This window comes from Pacificibacter sp., assembly GCF_039769035.1.
In the GTDB taxonomy this organism is placed as follows: Bacteria; Pseudomonadota; Alphaproteobacteria; order Rhodobacterales; family Rhodobacteraceae; genus Celeribacter.
The window spans coordinates 1-18,210 of sequence record NZ_JBDMZG010000050.1; the positions used below are offsets into that span (position 1 = coordinate 1).

The 18,210-nt window shown below is 53.9% G+C and carries 17 protein-coding genes; 11 read left to right on the forward strand and 6 right to left on the reverse strand.

All coding sequences use genetic code 11. The annotated features are described in order from the left end of the window. Positions 1–2,135: DNA mismatch repair protein MutS (mutS, locus tag ABF287_RS04815; protein WP_347183893.1), on the reverse strand; the 2,135-nt coding region annotated here is incomplete at its 3' end. Positions 2,136–2,304: 169 nt separating this feature from the next. Between mutS and ABF287_RS04820 the strand changes: the two genes are divergently transcribed. Beyond that, the gene (locus ABF287_RS04820) at positions 2,305–4,572 is read left to right on the forward strand and encodes an NADP-dependent malic enzyme (protein WP_347183878.1); all 2,268 of its coding nucleotides are present in this window, start codon (positions 2,305–2,307) and stop codon (positions 4,570–4,572) included. A 15-nt stretch (positions 4,573–4,587) separates the two neighbouring features. Beyond that, positions 4,588–5,466 (forward strand): ribokinase, encoded by an 879-nt coding sequence (locus ABF287_RS04825; protein ID WP_347183879.1) that lies wholly within the window; start codon positions 4,588–4,590, stop codon positions 5,464–5,466. 59 nt (positions 5,467–5,525) lie between these two features. Here the strand turns inward: ABF287_RS04825 and ABF287_RS04830 are convergent, their stop codons facing one another. Continuing rightward, entirely contained in the window at positions 5,526–6,749 is a 1,224-nt protein-coding gene (locus tag ABF287_RS04830; RefSeq protein ID WP_347183880.1) for an argininosuccinate synthase, read from the reverse strand. Positions 6,750–6,887: 138 nt separating this feature from the next. On the opposite strand from ABF287_RS04830, the gene ABF287_RS04835 reads away from it, so the two are divergent. Together ABF287_RS04835 and ilvA are read left to right on the forward strand one after the other, a co-directional pair. Further along, positions 6,888–7,664, forward strand: a complete 777-nt coding sequence (locus ABF287_RS04835; protein WP_347183881.1) for a hypothetical protein — start codon at positions 6,888–6,890, stop codon at positions 7,662–7,664. Next, on the forward strand, positions 7,651–8,907 hold the full coding sequence (gene ilvA, locus ABF287_RS04840; RefSeq protein ID WP_347183882.1) for a threonine ammonia-lyase IlvA: 1,257 nt from the start codon (positions 7,651–7,653) through the stop codon (positions 8,905–8,907). The genes ABF287_RS04835 and ilvA overlap by 14 nt, the downstream gene beginning before the upstream one ends. On the opposite strand, the gene ABF287_RS04845 is transcribed toward ilvA, so the two are convergent. Then, entirely contained in the window at positions 8,904–9,236 is a 333-nt protein-coding gene (locus ABF287_RS04845) for an Hpt domain-containing protein (RefSeq protein ID WP_347183883.1), read from the reverse strand. The two genes, ilvA and ABF287_RS04845, sit on opposite strands and share 4 nt — an antisense overlap. Positions 9,237–9,391: 155 nt before the next feature. Between ABF287_RS04845 and ABF287_RS04850 the strand changes: the two genes are divergently transcribed. After that, the gene (locus ABF287_RS04850) at positions 9,392–10,666 is read left to right on the forward strand and encodes a SpoIIE family protein phosphatase (RefSeq protein WP_347183884.1); all 1,275 of its coding nucleotides are present in this window, start codon (positions 9,392–9,394) and stop codon (positions 10,664–10,666) included. Here ABF287_RS04850 and ABF287_RS04855 read toward each other — a convergent pair. Continuing rightward, the gene (locus tag ABF287_RS04855; RefSeq protein WP_347183885.1) at positions 10,629–11,084 is read right to left on the reverse strand and encodes an NUDIX hydrolase; all 456 of its coding nucleotides are present in this window, start codon (positions 11,082–11,084) and stop codon (positions 10,629–10,631) included. The genes ABF287_RS04850 and ABF287_RS04855 overlap by 38 nt on opposite strands. A 77-nt stretch (positions 11,085–11,161) precedes the next feature. On the opposite strand from ABF287_RS04855, the gene ABF287_RS04860 reads away from it, so the two are divergent. From ABF287_RS04860 to ABF287_RS04880, 5 genes are read left to right on the forward strand one after another with little or no spacing between them, the layout of a single operon-like run. Next, complete coding sequence (locus tag ABF287_RS04860) at positions 11,162–12,163, forward strand: Hsp33 family molecular chaperone HslO (RefSeq protein ID WP_347183886.1); 1,002 nt, start codon at positions 11,162–11,164, stop codon at positions 12,161–12,163. After that, complete coding sequence (locus ABF287_RS04865; RefSeq protein ID WP_347183887.1) at positions 12,147–12,746, forward strand: CoA pyrophosphatase; 600 nt, start codon at positions 12,147–12,149, stop codon at positions 12,744–12,746. Before ABF287_RS04860 ends, ABF287_RS04865 begins: the two co-directional genes overlap by 17 nt. Next, positions 12,743–13,915, forward strand: a complete 1,173-nt coding sequence (locus ABF287_RS04870) for a CCA tRNA nucleotidyltransferase (protein ID WP_347183888.1) — start codon at positions 12,743–12,745, stop codon at positions 13,913–13,915. The genes ABF287_RS04865 and ABF287_RS04870 overlap by 4 nt, the downstream gene beginning before the upstream one ends. Beyond that, entirely contained in the window at positions 13,902–15,119 is a 1,218-nt protein-coding gene (locus tag ABF287_RS04875; RefSeq protein WP_347183889.1) for a class I SAM-dependent RNA methyltransferase, read from the forward strand. The genes ABF287_RS04870 and ABF287_RS04875 overlap by 14 nt, the downstream gene beginning before the upstream one ends. 59 nt (positions 15,120–15,178) lie before the next feature. Beyond that, entirely contained in the window at positions 15,179–15,691 is a 513-nt protein-coding gene (locus ABF287_RS04880) for a L,D-transpeptidase family protein (RefSeq protein ID WP_347183890.1), read from the forward strand. Positions 15,692–15,709: 18 nt separating this feature from the next. Here the strand turns inward: ABF287_RS04880 and ABF287_RS04885 are convergent, their stop codons facing one another. Further along, a complete protein-coding gene (locus ABF287_RS04885; RefSeq protein ID WP_347183891.1) occupies positions 15,710–16,246 on the reverse strand; it encodes a CAP domain-containing protein in 537 nt (178 codons plus the stop codon). A gap of 161 nt (positions 16,247–16,407) precedes the next feature. Here ABF287_RS04885 and ABF287_RS04890 point away from each other — a divergent pair, with 161 nt between their 5' ends. Further along, on the forward strand, positions 16,408–17,001 hold the full coding sequence (locus ABF287_RS04890) for a L,D-transpeptidase (RefSeq protein WP_347183892.1): 594 nt from the start codon (positions 16,408–16,410) through the stop codon (positions 16,999–17,001). Between the two features lie 65 nt (positions 17,002–17,066). On the opposite strand, the gene hemH is transcribed toward ABF287_RS04890, so the two are convergent. Beyond that, positions 17,067–18,095: a ferrochelatase gene (gene hemH / locus ABF287_RS04895; RefSeq protein WP_347183894.1), complete on the reverse strand. Its 1,029-nt coding sequence runs from the start codon at positions 18,093–18,095 to the stop codon at positions 17,067–17,069. Positions 18,096–18,210 lie beyond the last annotated feature (115 nt).

Here is an 18,210-nt window from a genome sequence, read left to right on the forward strand (position 1 = left end):
TAGGTCGCGGTGCCGCGGCCAATTTCGTCCAAAATCACCAAGGCGCGATCATCGGCTTGGTTCAAAATCGCGGCGGTTTCGACCATTTCCACCATAAAGGTCGACCGACCACGGGCCAAATCATCAGATGCGCCAACACGTGAAAACAGCTGTGAAACAATACCGATATGCGCTGAGGTTGCGGGGACGAAGGATCCCATTTGTGCAATCAGCGCAATCAGTGCGTTTTGGCGTAAAAAGGTCGATTTACCAGCCATGTTGGGACCGGTCAAAAGCCAGATCGCAGCGCCGTCATGTCCGTCCGTGAGGCGACAATCATTGGCCACGAATTGCGCTTGGCCTTGTTTGCGCAAAGCGCGCTCTACAACGGGGTGACGCCCGCCTTGAATATCGAAAGATCGACCCAAATCCACCTCAGGACGCGTCCAATTTTCGCCAACGGCCAAATCTGCGAGCGCAGTGGTCAGGTCAAATTCCGCCAAGGCCTTTGACGCTTCGGCGACTTTCGGGGCCACCGATAGAACCGCCTCGCGCAGCACGGCAAACAGACGTTTTTCGATCTCAAGCGCGCGGCCGCCAGCGTTGTGGATTTTGGTTTCCAATTCACTGAGTTCCAGCGTGGTAAAGCGCACTTGGTTCGCTGTGGTTTGACGATGAATAAACGTTTCATTCAGCGGTTCAGACAGCATTTTCGCGGCGTGCGTTGCGGTCGTCTCGATGAAATAGCCAAGCACATTGTTGTGTTTGACCTTCAATGACGGAATGCCAGTCGTTTCGGCGTATTGCGTTTGCAAAGACGCGATTACACCGCGCCCTTGATCACGCAACGTGCGACATTCATCCAGCTCAGCGTCATAGCCTTCCGCGATAAATCCACCATCGCGCGCAAGAAGCGGCGGCTCTGCGACCAGCGCGTCTTCAAGCAGGGCAATTGTGGCGTCATGACCTTGCAAAAGACCCACATTCTGCTGGAATAGGGTCGGTATTTGGCTGGATGCCATCGCCTGCGCAATGACGCTGGCTTGGGTCAAACCGTTGCGGATTGCGGCCAAATCACGTGGTCCAGCGCGGTCAATTCCAAGGCGCGACAGGCTGCGCTCCATGTCGGGCACTTTGCGCAGGGCTTCACGCAGATCGCTTGCGAATGACATGTTGTCCACACAAAATCCGACGGCATCAAGGCGCGCGTGGATCACGTCGACGTCACGTGAAGGGCTGGAAAGTCTGCGTTCAAGCAATCTGCCGCCCGCGGCTGTGACGGTCCGATCCATCGCTGCAATCAAAGACCCATCGCGACCGCCCGAAAGCGCGTGGGTGATTTCAAGGTTGCGGCGTGTTGCTGCGTCAATCTGCATCGCGCCGCCGACGTTTTCACGCACAGGCGGCCGCACGAGTGGCAGTTTGCCTTTTTGGGTGATTTCCAAATAGTCGACAACCGCACCCATGGCAGAAATTTCAGCCAATCCGAACGGTGCAAAGGAATCCAAACTTGAGACGGCGAACAGGTCTTGCAGGCGTTTAGAGGCCGATGTGCTGTCAAAGGAGCTGCGCGACAGTGGCGTGGTCGCGGCATCAAAATCAGGGACTAATTCAGCCCAATTCGATGTATTCGCCTCTGACACGATCAACTCAGATGGGTTCAAGCGCGCGAGTTCTGGCGCAAGTCGAACAAGTGGGCAGGGCATCACGTGAAACGCGCCAGTTGAGATATCGACCCACGCAAGCGCGCCTTCATCGCGAACTTCGGCATAGGCTGCGAGGAAATTGTGACGACGTGCTTCAAGCAAGCTGTCTTCGGTCAACGTGCCGGGCGTCACAAGGCGCACAACGTCGCGTTTTACCACAGATTTCGCGCCACGCTTTTTCGCCTCGGCGGGGCTTTCCAACTGTTCACAAACAGCCACACGAAACCCTTTGCGGATCAGCGTGTGAAAATAGTTTTCAGCGGCATGCACAGGCACGCCACACATAGGAATGTCATCACCATCGTATTTGCCGCGTTTGGTCAGCGCGATGTCGAGTGCTTCAGAGGCGGCAATCGCATCATCAAAGAACATCTCGTAAAAATCGCCCATGCGGTAAAACAGCAAAGCATCGCGGTGGCGCGATTTGATTTCAAGGAACTGCGCCATCATTGGTGTCACGGTAGGTTTTTCAGCGGCCACGTGGGAATTCCTCGATTGATTTGCAATGCCAATTTAACGCCGCAAAAAGCAGGGTAAAGGGCGCATGCGTTCTTTATGTTGAGCAGCGGCGTTTGGCTCGTTAAGAAGGTTGGACTGGCAATGAGGAGGCCCACCTAAAATGCCCAAACCAAAGCAGACCCGAGAAGAAGCGCTGGCGTTCCACATGGACCCGCGCCCTGGTAAATTTGACATAACGCCAAGCGTTCCAATGACAACACAGCGCGATTTGTCGCTGGCCTATTCGCCCGGCGTCGCGGTGCCTTGCGAAGAGATCGCAGCGAACCCCGAGACAGCCTATGATTACACCAACAAAGGCAATTTGGTGGCGGTGATTTCCAACGGGACGGCTGTTCTGGGTTTGGGGAACCTTGGTGCGCTGGCATCGAAACCGGTGATGGAAGGTAAATCCGTCTTGTTCAAACGGTTCGCTGATGTGAACTCAATCGATATTGAATTGGACACAGAAGATCCTGAGCAAATCATCCAAGCGGTGAAATTGATGGGGCCAACGTTTGGCGGCATCAACTTGGAAGACATCAAAGCCCCCGAATGTTTCATTATTGAGCAACGCCTCAAGGAAGAAATGGACATTCCAGTGTTTCACGACGATCAGCACGGCACGGCTGTTATCTGCGCCGCTGGTCTGATCAACGCTTTGCACATTTCTGGCAAGAAAATCGAAGACTGCCGCATCGTTTTGAACGGTGCAGGTGCGGCTGGCATCGCCTGTCTTGAGCTGATCAAATCCATGGGTGCCAAGCATGACAATTGCATCATGTGCGACACAAAAGGCGTTATTTATCAAGGCCGTACCGAAGGTATGAACCAATGGAAATCTGCCCATGCTGCCAAAACAGACGCGCGGACATTGGAAGAGGCGATGGAGAACGCCGACGTGTTCTTGGGCGTGTCTGCCAAGGGCGCTGTCACGGGTGACATGGTCGCCTCTATGGCGGACAACCCTGTCATTTTCGCTATGGCAAACCCTGATCCTGAGATCACGCCAGAAGACGCCCACGCCGTTCGCGAAGACGCGATTGTCGCCACAGGCCGTTCGGATTATCCGAACCAAGTGAACAATGTTTTGGGCTTTCCCTACCTGTTCCGCGGGGCGCTTGATATCAACGCGCGTGCCATCAACGACGAAATGAAGATCGCCTGTGCGCGTGCTTTGGCGGAACTTGCACGTGAAGAAGTGCCGGACGAAGTGGCGCTGGCTTACGGGCAAAAACTCAAATTTGGCCGTGACTACATCATTCCAACGCCGTTTGATCCACGTTTGATTCACCGTATTCCGCCTGCCGTTGCGCAAGCGGGTATGGACACAGGTGTGGCGCGTCGTCCGATTGTGGACATGGAAGGATACATCCAAGACCTACAAGCGCGGATGGATCCGACTGCACAAATTCTCCAAGGTCTGTATGCGCGTGCGCGTCAGGCGCAGGCGACCATGATTTTCGCTGAGGGCGATGATCCACGTGTGCTGCGTGCGGCTGTTGCCTATCAGCGCGGCGGCTTTGGGAAAGCTTTGGTTGTTGGGCGCGAGGACGACGTTTCAGAAAAACTCAAGATCGAAGGGCTTGCAGAAGCCATCGGCGAGCTTGAAATCATCAATGCGGCGAACACAAAGCACCTGCAGGCCTACAAAGATCACCTGTACAATCGACTTCAGCGGTCTGGCCACGACCAAATCGACATTCACCGACTTGCGGCGCGCGATCGCCATGTGTTTTCGGCGCTTATGTTGGCGCATGATCACGCGGACGGGCTGGTCACGGGGGCCACGCGAAAATCTGCGCATGTTTTGGACCGGATCAATTCCGTATTTGATGCGCGTGCCGAAGATGGCGCCGTTGGTGTCACGGCAATCTTGCACAAAGGTAAGATTGTTCTGATTGCGGATACTTTGGTGCACGAATGGCCGGATGAGAACGATCTTGCCGACATTGCTGAAGCGGCTGCACACGTCGCGCGCGCGCTTGGTCTTGATCCTCGTGTGGCATTCGCGTCCTTCTCGACCTTTGGGTATCCTGACTCGGAACGTTCAAGCAAAATGCACCGCGCAGCGGCCGTTTTGGATGGGCGCGGCGTTGATTTTGAATACGAAGGCGAAATGGCGGTTGATGTTGCGCTGAACCCTGATGCGATGGCGAACTATCCGTTCTGTCGTTTGACGGGGCCTGCGAACATCCTTGTTGTGCCAGCGCGGCACTCGGCTTCGATTTCTGTGAAGCTGATGCAGGAAATGGCGGGTGCCACCGTTGTTGGTCCAATTCTGACCGGTGTCGACAAGCCAATTCAGATTTGTTCAACCGTTTCCACGGTGAACGACATCTTGAACATGGCTGTTTTGGCTGCCTGTAAAGTGGGTCAATCCACAGCGTAAAACACGGAGAAGCGCATGACGATTTTCAATCTCGGATCTATTAATATTGATCGCGTTTATGCGCTTCCCCATTTTCCACAACCGGGTGAAACCCTAAGTGCCAAAAGTTACAGTTTTGGCTTAGGTGGCAAAGGGTTAAACCAATCCGTCGCGGCGGCGCGTGCGGGCGCGCAGGTGCATCACATCGGCGCAATTGGCCAAGATGACCCGTGGGTGCGTGCAGAAATCGAAGGCCATGGCGTCGATTGCAGCTTTGTCGAAGATCTCGCAGGCAGCACGGGACACGCCGTCATTTATGTTGATGACGCTGGCGAAAATTCCATCGTTTTGGACGGCGGGGCGAACCTGCAAGTTGATGTGTCGCAGGTCGCGCGCGCCTTTGCGACGGCGATATCTTCGGACATCTTATTGCTGCAAAACGAAACCAACGCACAGGTTGAGGCCGCGCAGTTGGCCCGTGAAAAAGGAATGCGCGTGCTGTATTCAGCGGCGCCCTTTGATGTTGAAAGCGTCAAAAAGGTGCTGCCATTCGTGACAACATTGTTGATGAACGAAGTGGAATCCGAACAGCTTTGCGCCGCTTTCGGGTCTACTTTGGATCAAATCCCAGTGCCAGAAACACTTGTGACGCTGGGCAGCAAAGGCGCCATCTGGTGTTCAAATGAAACCAGTGAAACGGTCGAGGTGTCGAGTTTCAAAGTCACGCCTGTGGATACTACCGCCGCAGGCGACACCTTCGCCGGATACTTTGCCGCTGAAATCAACAACGGCCATTCTGCAAAAGACGCCATGAGCACAGCCAGTGCGGCGGCGGCGCTCAAAGTCACGCGCCACGGGGCTGTGAGTGGCATCCCAAACGCGGCTGAGGTCGCGGACTTCACTTCCGATCAGTAACGACACGAAAAAAGGGGCCCTCGATGAGAGCCCCTTTGTCAATTCATGTGTCTTGAAACTTATTTGAAGCGGCGGTTGCGCGTTGCCAAGAGTTTCAAACGCAATGCGTTCAGCTGGATAAAGCCCGCCGCGTCTTTTTGGTCGTATGCGCCTGCATCGTCTTCGAATGTCACGTGCGCTTCTGAGTACAGCGAGTGATCGGAGGCGCGTGCCACTGTGAACGCAGACCCTTTGTAGAGCTTCAAGGTCACTGTGCCCGTGACGTGCTCTTGGGATTTGTCGATCGCAGCTTGCAACATTTCGCGCTCTGGTGAGTACCAGAAACCGTTGTAGATCAGCTCAGCGTAGCGTGGCATCAAGCTGTCTTTGAGGTGACCTGAGCCGGAATCGAGCGTGATTTGCTCGATACCGCGGTGCGCTTCCAACAAGATCGTGCCGCCTGGTGTCTCGTAAACGCCGCGGGATTTCATGCCCACAAAGCGGTTTTCAACGAAGTCCAAACGCCCGATGCCGTGCTTGCGGCCATACTCGTTTAGTGTTTCCAAAACAGTGGCAGGGCTCATCGCTTCGCCATTGATGGACACCGCGTCGCCTTTTTCAAACCCGATTTCGATGAACTCAGGTGTGTCTGGCGCATCTTCTGGGTTCACAGTGCGCTGGTGCACGTATTCTGGTGCGATCTCGGCTGGATCTTCCAAAACTTTGCCCTCGGATGAGGTGTGCAACATGTTGGCGTCCACAGAAAACGGTGCTTCGCCGCGTTTGTCTTTGGCCACTGGGATCTGGTGCTGTTCTGCGAATTCTAGTAAACGTGTGCGCGAAGACAGATCCCACTCACGCCAAGGTGCGATCACTTTGATTTCTGGGTTGAGCGCGTAAGCGGCCAATTCGAAACGCACTTGGTCGTTGCCTTTGCCTGTCGCGCCGTGCGCCACAGCGTCAGCGCCAGTCATTTCAGCGATCTCAACAAGACGTTTGGAAATCAATGGACGGGCGATAGATGTGCCGAGAAGGTACTGACCTTCATAAATCGCATTGGCGCGGAACATTGGGAACACAAAGTCACGCACAAATTCTTCGCGCACATCTTCGATAAAGATGTTCTCTGGCTTGATCCCAAGCAACTCAGCCTTCGCACGTGCGGGCTCAAGTTCTTCACCCTGACCGAGGTCAGCGGTAAAGGTCACAACTTCGCAACCGTACTCGGTTTGAAGCCATTTCAGAATGATTGAGGTATCAAGGCCACCGGAGTAGGCAAGGACGACTTTTTTAGGCGCGGACATTTGGCTTTTCCTTTCGAGGATATCGCTTGGGCGATTACCGAGTTTTTACGGCAAGAGCAAGGTTTTGCGCCCTGAAAAGCTTTTGGTTTTCGTGCAAAAGCCCTAAGTGTTGCTGGATATGATTAGGAATGGACGAAAATGACTGGATATTTGCTCTTCAAACATGCCGTGTTGCGTGTGTTTCGCAACCTTGATGACGCGCTGGCGATCTCGGGGCTGATTTGGATTGCGACCATGGTTGTTATGGTTTTGGCATCCTCGGTTGAGTTCGCCGGGTCACCTGTCGTCGTTGACCCATTGGCGGATCAGCCGATGCCCGAGATTTCAGTGACGCAGATTTTGTTGATATTTGGCGCAAACCTTTTGGTCATTCTTTCGAGCATTTGGATTGCAATTGAATGGCACCGGTTCATTTTGTTGGGCGAGCGCCCCAATTCAATTATTCCGCCGTTTCGCGGCGCCTTGTTCGGGGCATACTTCGGAAAGTCTGTCATCCTGACCGCTGCCTTTTTCGCGCTGGCGATGGCTGCAGGTATGGTGATCGTCCTTGTCACAGCGCTGCTTGGTGGCGCGCAGTTTGCTTCCGCATTGATGATGATGATTTTGGGGGCGTTCGGAATGTACGCCTTTTATCGGGTGTCGCCTGTTCTGCCAGCGGCAGCACTAGGTGAATCATTGACGCTGAAACAGGCATGGAGCCAAACCGAACCCCATAAAAACGCTGTGGTTCAGGCAACATTTCTTATGGTTTTCGGCACGATAGTTCTTCAAATCCCAGCCTTGATGGCGGGGTCGGGGCCCATTGGCGTTGTTGCGTCTTTGATCACCGGTTGGGTTGGTTTGATGGTGGGCGTCAGCCTGCTGTCTGTGATTTACGAGATTTCATCAAAGGGTGAAAACCGTGCCAGCAGATAAATCCATTACTTCCGCCGCGCAGGTCGCAACGCAGCTTGTGCGCAGCCTGTTCGAACCCACGCCTTGCGCGCGCAATGATCATTTGTCGAAAAAATACGATGCAGAGATTTGGCTGAAACGCGAAGATCTTACGCCGGTGCGCAGCTACAAAATTCGTGGAGCGGTGAACGCAATGAGCCGCGCACGTGAAAACGATCCGAAGTTGGATCTGTTTGTGTGTGCTTCCGCTGGCAACCATGCCCAAGGCGTTGCCTTTGCTTGTCGTCATTTTGGCGTGCGTGGGGTTATTTTTATGCCCGTCACCACACCCAAGCAAAAGATTGAAAAGACCAAGATTTTTGGCGGTGACTACATCGAAGTGCGCATGGTTGGCGATTATTTCGACGACACACTCGCCTCTGCCAAAGCCTTTTGCGCAGAAGCGGGCGGGTACTTTCTAGCACCTTTTGACGACGTCGATGTCATTGCGGGTCAGGCTTCGGTCGCTGTTGAATTCATGGAGCAAATGAAAGCCGTCCCTGACGTCGTGATTTTGCCCGTTGGCGGCGGTGGTTTGTCTGCTGGCGTTGTGCAGTATTTGTCTGATGTCGCGCCACAGGTTGAGATCTATTTTGTCGAACCAAGTGGCGGTCCATCTTTGGCGGCGGCGGTGCAAGCGGGCGAACCCGTCACGCTTAGCGCGGTTGATAGTTTTGTGGACGGCGCGGCCGTGGCGCAGATCGGAACGCTGCCGTTTGCTGTGCTTAAAGACATCAAGCCCAGTCAGCTTTTGACCTCTCCCGAGGACCGCATTTGCACCACGATGATTGAAATGCTCAACATCGAAGGCATTGTGCTTGAGCCAGCCGGCGCATTGGCAGTCGATGCGTTGCATGATCTCAAAGATGTCATTCGCGGACGCCGTGTGTTGTGTGTCGCCTCTGGTGGTAATTTTGATTTCGAAAGATTGCCCGAGGTTAAAGAGCGGGCTCAAAAATTCCTGCAACTCAAGAAATACTTCATCCTGCGCATGCCACAACGGCCTGGCGCACTGCGTGATTTCTTGGATCTGCTTGGCGACACAGACGACGTTGCGCGGTTTGAATACCTCAAAAAATCGGCGCGCAACTTTGGCTCCGTTTTGATTGGGATCGAAACCGATCAGCCCGAAAACTTCCCGCGTTTGTTTGCGCGTATGGATCAGGCCGGACTGGTTTACAAAGACATCACCAATGATCAAGCCTTGTCCGAGTTTGTGCTTTAATTCTGAAGTGCTGCTTCATTCTGCGCAATAAACGCGGCGCGTGATGCTTTGTAAGAGGCCAAGATTTCACCAACATCCACGCTGTCAGCGTTGCCCTCAGCCGATGCCTTTTCTCCGAGTTGGCATAGGCTCGAAAACGACGCAAAGCCAAGATTCATCGAACTGCCTTTGAGAAAATGCAGGTCGTGTTCCAGTTTGCTGCGGTCGCAAGATATCTCAAGCCGTTCAATGACCTCGTCCACCTCTTCCAAGAACAGCTCAACCACTTCGCCAAAATCATCTACACCAACCTCGTTTCTCAACTCGTTGATGCGGGTCCAGTCAATCATGTCCATTCTCCTTTTGACTATTATTGACCCGACTCGGCTTAATATCTCGTAAGCGAAACCGATGAACTACATTCAATTTTAGACTTAAGGTGGCATTAATTCGAGCGCGTCAAAATGGACCCAGCCGCACACATTAGGTTGGAAAATAATTGACGATGTTACAAAAAAACAAAGAATATCAACAGGAAGCACTGGAAAAGGGCATCGCGAACCGCGTGTTGGTTGTCGACGACTCACGGGCGCAGCGGCGAATCCTTTCGTCGTATTTGGGGCGCTGGGGCTACACCGTTTCAGAAGCCGCATCAGGCGAAGAGGCGCTTTCTATTTGTGAATCGGAAAAAATCGACCTCATTGTGTCCGACTGGATGATGCCTGGCATATCGGGTCTCGAGTTTTGCGAAAAATTTAGAGCGCTTGAAAGGGACGACTACGGGTATTTCATCCTATTAACGTCCAAATCCGATAAAGCAGAAGTTGCACAGGGATTGGATGTTGGCGCTGATGACTTTTTGACAAAGCCAGTGGCCGGCGACGAATTGCTGGCGCGCATTCGGGCGGGGGAACGCATCTTGCAAATGCAGCGCGAACTGACCGCCAAGAACGATCTCGTCACCACCACACTCCAAGAAATATCGGCACTTTATGATTCACTAGATCGCGATTTGGTCGAGGCCCGTAAACTTCAACAATCCCTCATAAAAGAACGCTTTAGAGACTTTGAAACCGCGCAGGTGTCCTTACTCTTGCGCCCTAGTGGTCATGTTGGCGGCGATCTGGTTGGGTTTTTCCCGATTAACGATGACCAATTTGGTGTGTTTTCAATCGATGTGTCGGGGCACGGTGTGGCTTCTGCATTGATGACGGCGCGTTTGGCGGCCTATTTGACGGGGTCTACGCCCGAACAAAACTTGGCGATTGAGCACTCCGAAAGCGGAAAATATAAAGCAAAGTCGCCCTCTGATGTTGCCACTGCACTTAACACCTTGATGCTCGAGGAAATGGAAACCGACCTCTATTTCACGATGATCTTGGGGCATTTTGACCGCAGACGTGGGCAATTTGTCATGACCCAATGCGGCCACCCCCACCCTGCGGTGCAGCGCAAAGATGGGACGATCGAATACTTTGGCAATGGCGGGTTGCCGGTCGGCCTTATTGAGGGCGCATTTTTCGACAATTATGAGATCTCGATCTCTGGTGGCGACCGCATCATTCTTTTGTCGGATGGCGTGACGGAGTGTCCAGATGGTGGGGACGACATGCTTGGCGAAGAGGGTCTTGCAACCCTTGTTGAAAAGATGGCCGAGATTTCGGGCAGCGCATTCTTAGATGCGCTGGTGTGGGAGCTCACCAAATTTAACAAGGATAAAGACTTCCCTGACGACATTTCCGCTATTCTTTTAGAGTATGCAGGCCAAAACACCGACTGATCGCCGCTTTATCCCCAGGGTTTCCGACACAACGATGCGCGTCGGAAGCTGGCATCCAAATAGGTTGATGATCGACTTCGGTAGGTGGTCCAAGGCGCCGCACGGGTCTGGCTATGAAAATGCTACAGATTTTCTCAGCCCACATGTCGTAGTTCGGCATATAAACGTAGCGACGAAAAGCGTGGGAAAAGACAGGCGTCGAAATGCGCCACCCTGTTTCTTCCATCACCTCGCGATGCAGCGCGGCTATGGGTGATTCTCCTTTGTCGATGCCACCACCGGGAAGCTGAAATTCACTCTTGGGAGACGTCTGATGTGTCACCAAAAGGGAGCCGTTACGGGGCAAGATGGCATATGCACCAGGTCTCGCTTGGTAAGAAATGCCCTTAATTTTTGGTTCACCATAGCGTCTAATCATGTCTTGCCCTTTTTCCAGAGGTTGCCGCGCCTATATGAACAAGGTATGCCAACCTGCGACGTGCAAGGGAACCTGAAATGCTTGGATCAAAAATCGCTTGGGATGACACTGTTCTCCCCTTTCAACTCGACCGCTCTGATGTGCGGGGCCGTGTAGCTCGCCTTGATGGGGTTCTCGAGAACGTGCTCGCACAGCACAATTACCCACCTGCGATCGAGGCCCTCGTTGCAGAGGTCGCTTTGTTGACCGCGATGATTGGTCAAACAATTAAGCTGCGCTGGAAGCTGTCGATCCAAGTGCGCAGTGATGGTCCAGCACGCATTATTGCGACGGATTACTACGCTCCAACGGCAGAAGGTGCGCCTGCGCGCATTCGTGCCTATGCGTCCTACGATGAAACGCGGATTGATCCGAACGCGGATGCTTTTGCGCACGTCGGCAAGGGCTATTTCGCGATTTTGATCGATCAGGGTGAAGGAAGCAAACCTTATCAAGGCATTACGCCGCTGACGGGTAGTTCTTTGGCAAATTGTGCGGAAACCTATTTCGCGCAATCAGAACAGCTGCCGACACGGTTTGAGCTGTCATTTGGCCGGTCCAGAATTGCCGGAAGCGATGAGGCGTGGCGCGCTGGTGGTGTGATGCTGCAAAAAATGCCGAAAGCATCGCCAAGCGTGGAAGAACCGATCAGCGATCGGGAAGACGGCGTGTTGACCGCTTCTGATATCCTTGATGGTGACGATTTCGAGAACTGGAATCGTGCGAACATTTTGCTTGATACCGTTGATCCACTTGAGCTGATCGGGCCACATGTGCAGCCGACCGAGTTGCTCGTACGCTTGTTCCACGAAGACAAACCGCGCATTTTCGATGCGCAGCCCGTTGCGTTTGGCTGTAGCTGTTCCGAGGAAAGTGTGCGCAGCAGCCTGTCGATTTACTCGGCCAAAGACATCGCGACGATGACAACCGACGAAGGCATCGTGTCTGCGGATTGCCAATTCTGTGGCGCGCATTACGTTTTGGACCCTGCAACAGTCGGATTTGAAGCAAAGGTGACGCCGAATGGTGACGCGGATTGATAAAACACAGGTTGCACGGGCTCTGACATCTGGCGGACGCCCGTCTTCCGACTTTGATCTCAATCCAGAAGCTCGCCCAAAGCCGGTTGCACTTAAATCTGCGGGTGTGCTTTTGCCCATCATTGAGCGCCCTACGGGGCCTCATTTGATCCTGACCAAGCGGTCTTCCACAATCAAAAACCATCCTGGTCAAATTGCCTTCCCTGGAGGTCGTGTTGATCCCGAGGATGCGTCTCATGTCGCAGCTGCACTGCGCGAGGCGGATGAAGAAATTGGGTTGCCGCCATCATCGGTCGAAGTGTTGGGTGAGCTGCCCACGCATGAAACGGTTTCAAATTACACCATGCATCCCGTTGTGGGCTGGGTCACACAAGACTTCACGCCGCGCTTGGAAGAGGCAGAGGTGTCCGAAATCTTCGAGGTGCCACTGCCGCATGTGCTAGAAATTGCCAACTTCGCCATTCAATCGCGGATCTGGCGGGGGCAAAAACGCCAATTCTATACGGTGCCTTACGGTCCGTATTATATTTGGGGGGCAACGGCACGGGTTTTGCGTGCCTTTGCGGAAAAGGTCCGAGTGTGACCTCGGTTCAAGGGTGCGCTTGGTTTCAAGCGGATGCGACCCAAAAGATCATCAACATGTTCAAGGCGGCGGACCGCGAGGCCTTTTTCGTCGGTGGATGTATCCGCAACAGCCTGATGGATGTTGCGGTGACCGATCTTGATATGGCGACGCCATTGCTGCCCGAAGAGGTGATGTCCTTGGCGCGAACTGCCGGCCTTAAGGCGATCCCAACGGGTATTGAGCATGGCACTGTCACTGTGGTGGCAGATGGCGAACCCTTTGAAATCACAACCTTTCGGCGTGATGTCGCGACCGATGGCCGTCGAGCTGTTGTTGCGTTTGCTGACGATATCGCACAAGACGCGCGCCGACGCGATTTTTCGATGAATGCGCTCTATGCGGGGCTTGATGGCGCGGTTATTGATCCGCTTGGTGGGATGGATGACTTGTTGACGCGGCGCGTGCGCTTTATCGGCCTGCCGCAAGATCGCATTCGTGAAGACTATCTTCGGATCCTGCGGTTTTTCCGGTTCCATGCCGTCTATGGCGATGATCGGGCGGGGCTGGATGCCGAGGCGTTGGCGGCTTGCGCGGCCAATTTGGATGGACTTGAAGGACTGTCAAAAGAGCGCATCGGCGCCGAAATGGTCAAGCTTGCCGCGGCACCTGATCCCAGCACGGCGATTGGGGCGATGGATCAGTCCGGTGTGCTTCAAGCGATTTTGCCCGCGGCCTCTGGGCGCACGCTGTATCCGTATGTGGCGCTGGAATTTCACGTCGATGCCATGGCGCGATTGGCGGCGCTGGGCGGTTTTGATGTGGCCGAGCGGCTTAAATTGTCGAAAAAACAAGCCAACCAGTTGGCGCTTTACCAGACGTCTCTTGCTGACACGCGCAGTTTGAATGAGATCGCGTTTCGCGAAGGTGCTGAGATTGCACTTTGTGTGGCGGCATTGCGCGCAGCGACGTTTGAGCAGCCTTTGCAATCAGACTTGAAGGCGCAACTGGTTGCAGCGTCCAAGCAAGAGTTTCCCATCGCGGCGCAAGATTTGATGCCACAGTATTCGGGCGCGCAACTGGGTTCTGCTTTGAAGATGTTACAACGCGCTTGGCTGGACAGTGGTTTTGCCCTAACCAAGGCGCAATTGTTGAAGCTATTGGAAGCCAAGTCAAATGACCAAAATTGAAATCACCAGACTTGGCCACCACGGCGACGGAATCGCGGCTGGCCCGATTTTCGCGGCAAAAACATTGCCCGGCGAAGTTGTGGAAGGCGATGTGGTTGGCGATCGTATTGCTAGCCCAAGTGTCGTGACCCCGTCGCCAAATCGCGTGAAACCACCGTGCCCGCATTTCAAGTCTTGCGGCGGCTGCGCGTTGCAGCATGCGTCGGACAGTTTTGTGGCGGAGTGGAAATCGGACGTTGTGCGCACGGCGCTGTCTCATCAAGGCGTCGATTTGCCGATCTCAGGCGTGCTTACATCGCCAGATCGTTCGCGTCGGCGGGCGACATTTGCGGGGCGTCGGACCAAAAAGGGTGTTTTGGTTGGGCTTCACGGGCGCGCCTCGGGCACTTTGGTGCCTGTGCCGAACTGTATTTTGATGACGCCGAAAATTATGGATGGCATGCCTGCGCTAGAAGCCTTGGTTCAGGTTGGCGGGTCTCGTCGCGGTGAGATGGCCATGACAGTGACCGATTCTGACGCGGGATTGGACATTTCTGTCGTCGACGGCAAAGAGCTGGACATGGAAATGCGGTCCGAATTGGCGGCGGTTGTGCGTGAGCACGGCGTGATCCGGTTGTCATGGAACGGAGACGAGGTTGTGCAAGAAACGCGGCCTTATTTGACGTTTGGGCGCGCCCGTCTCGTGCCGCCTCCCGGTGCGTTTTTACAAGCAACGCGGCATGGTGAGCAGTCGCTGGTTGCATTGATGAAAGACGCAGTGGCTGGCGCTGAGCGCGTGGTCGATCTGTTCGCGGGTTGTGGCACATTTGCCTTGCCGATGTCGGAATTCGCCGAAGTGCTTGCCGTCGAAGGTGAGGGTGCGATGCTTGAAAGCCTGTCAGACGCATGGAAAACCGCGTCGGGGTTAAAGCCAGTGACGGTCGCGACGCGCGATCTGTTTCGCCAGCCGCTTTTGCCAGATGAATTGAACAAGTTTGATGCTGCAATCATCGACCCGCCGCGCGCGGGCGCCTTGGCGCAGGTCGGCGAATTGGCCAAGAGCAACATCGCCTCAATCGGCTTTGTTTCTTGCAACCCTGTGACCTTTGCGCGCGACGCCAAAACGTTGATCGACAGCGGATTTGAGGTGGAGTGGCTGCAAGTTGTGGACCAGTTCAGATGGTCGCCACATGTCGAAATCGCGGCGAAGTTTAGCCGAGCTTGACGTAAAATTTACTTGGCGTAACGCAATTGCTGTTATACGCAGGCTAAAAAAGAGCGAGCATGGACAGATCAATGGATCGTCGTAAATTTGTTGCAGGCATAGCAGCTTCGAGCCTTATTCCAAGTGTTGCGCTTGCGCGCACCCTAGAGCCGTACCGTGGCCCAGTTGTCACGCGCGTGGTCGTGCTTAAGGGCAAACGGCGTTTGTATCTTATGAACGGCGATAAGATTCTTAAGAAATACCGCGTTGGATTGGGTACGCAGCCGGTCGGACACAAGCAGTTCGAAGGCGATGGCAAAACACCGGAAGGCAGCTATTTCATTGATCGTCGCAACGCGCGGTCCATGTATCATTTGTCGATTGGGATCTCGTACCCAAACCGCCAAGATGTTGAATTTGCAATGCAACATGGCCGCAGCCCTGGTGGGGAAATCTTTATCCATGGCCGCGCTGGCAAGCACAAGGGGCTTGGCCGCGATTGGACAGTGGGCTGCATCGCGGTTGCTGACCATCACATCGAAGAAATCTATATGATGGTCGCGCTTGGAACTCAGATTGATATCGTAGCTTAGGCTGATAAGCCGTGTGGCTTATTCCAAGCTCGCCGTGGCAATTGCGGCTTCACCTAACAGCAGCGTCCACCAAATTTTGCCGTTCTCTTCTTGGAACCAAGCAAACCCAAGGTCGGTCGCGCGGCTGTCTAGAATGATTTCGCGCGTATCAACTTGTTCCATCCACGCGCCCAAGGTTTCCAATTCGGTCTCGTATGTTTCCGAAATGTTTTCACCCAGCATCATCCCTGCGTAGCCAGAGCGCGCGACCCGATCAATCGGGGACGATCCGTCAGACCCAAAATGCCACGGGCGGTTTTGGTTTTTCATGTCACGCGCATGTGTCGCTGCGGCGGCATTGAGGCTGGCATTGAGGTTCACAGGCGTTGTGCCGGCGGCAGCGCGCAGTGCATTGACTGAATCAAGCATGCGGTACTGGATTTTTGCGTCGTCGTTTTTGCCAATCTTATAAACGCTTGGCAGAGGCTTCCCATCCGCGCCTATCACGACGGGTGTACTGGTACACGCAGCAAGGCCGAGTGTGGAAATAAGTAACATAACAAAGAGACGCGTCATTTTTAGGTCCTCGAATACGACATTCGACTCACCTAACCCGAAAAACGTGACGGAGCAAATGTTGTCCGCGTAAATTCGCCACCCACGATTGTTTGATTTGCGACTGCGGCACTTGCGTCATATATGTAGGCATAAGTGTAATTATTCTTTTAGGGTCCCAAATGACCAATAAAATCGACAACAAACTCTCAAGACGCGTGTTTCTGGGTGCGTCTACCGCCTGTTTGGCGGCACCTGCGCTTGCGCAGAACGATGATTCGACTGAGGTAGAGCGCGATTTGTCTGAGGTCGTGCGTCGTAATATCTCTAGTTTCCGGTCTTTGGATTGGCGGCCCTATTTTAACAACACCAAAAATGGTGCGATTTTGGTCGACATCACGTCGCGCGCTTTGCACTACTGGAGCGAGGATCAGTCCTTTTACAAGCTCTACCCAACTTCTGTGCCGCTGACAGAAGATCTGACACGTCGGGGTCGGACATCGATCATTCGCAAAGTGGAAGGCCCGTCATGGTCGCCAACACCAGCGATGATCAAGCGCAATCCTGAATGGCCGAGCTTTGTTGGTCCAGGTCCGGACAACCCCTTGGGATCACATGCGCTGTATTTGTCTTGGAAATACTACCGCATCCACGGCACGCACGACACGCGCAAGATCGGTCGTCGGTCTTCGAATGGCTGCATCGGCCTGTACAACGAGCATATTGCAGAGCTGTACGGTATGACGAAAAACGGCACGCAAGTGTTGTTGATTTAAGACCTGCGCATCGGTGGTTTTACATGGCGGCCCCGCGAGGCCGCCATTTTTATGTGTGCTGCAGGTTAGATCCAGCCAGACAGGTTGTCGTCGATGACCTTCACCAGCGCCGAAATATGCGCAGGGTCATCATTGAGGCACGGAACGTACAAGAAGTCTTCGCCGCCCGCGTGTTCAAAGCTTTCTTTGATCTCTTCGTTGATTTCTTCCAGCGTTTCGATGCAATCGGCCGAGAATGCAGGTGCACAGACGGCAATGCTTTTGTTGCCAGCCTCTGCTTGGCGCGCGACCTCTTCTACGGTGTAGGGCTGAAGCCATTCTTCTGGTCCGAATTTGGACTGGAACGTTGTCATGATGTCTGTGTCTGACCAGCCCAAGCGTTCTTTGAGCAGGCGCGTGGTTTTGCGGCACTGACAATGATACGGGTCGCCGCCTTCTTTCAGGTAACGTTCTGGCAGGCCGTGGTAGGAGCAAATCAAGATATCGGGTTTCTTGGGGGCTGCGGCATAGGCGCGCTCGATCGATTGTGCCAGCGCGTCGATGTATTCGGGCGTGTCGAAATAGGGCGCAACGGTGCGCGCCGCTGGTTGCCAGTTTTCTTTCATGAGCGCGCGGAAGAATTCGTCATTTGCAGTGCCGACCGTGGCGCCTGCGTATTGTGGATACAGCGGGAAGAACAAAATCTTGGTGCACCCTTGAGCGACCATGTTTGCCACTTTGGATTTGGTCGATGGATTGCCATAGCGCATGCAGTAATCGACCATCACGTTTTCGCCGTATTTCGACCCTAAAGTGGCGGTAATCGCGGATGTTTGCTGTTTTGTGATCGTGGCAAGGGGGCTTTCGTTGGCCTCGTTGTTCCAAATCGATTTATAGGCCGCGCCGGATTTGGACGGGCGAATGGTCAGGATGATGCCCTGCAAAATCGGCTGCCATTTCCACGCGGGGTAATCGATCACGCGCTTGTCTGACAAAAATTCGCTGAGATAGCGGCGCATGGACCAGTAATCCGTGGCATCTGGCGTGCCCAAATTGGCCAAAAGCACCCCGATTTTCTCTTTCGGGATTTTCGGGTGATCTTTCGCGGCATGCATGGGGCATGTGGCGTCTTTGGCGTTTGTGTTGAGCCGTGTCGGCTTCATAGTTCCCATCGCTTTGTCCTGTCTTTTCTTTGGTATTAGGCTAGGGCGTCGGAGCAATTGTTCAAGA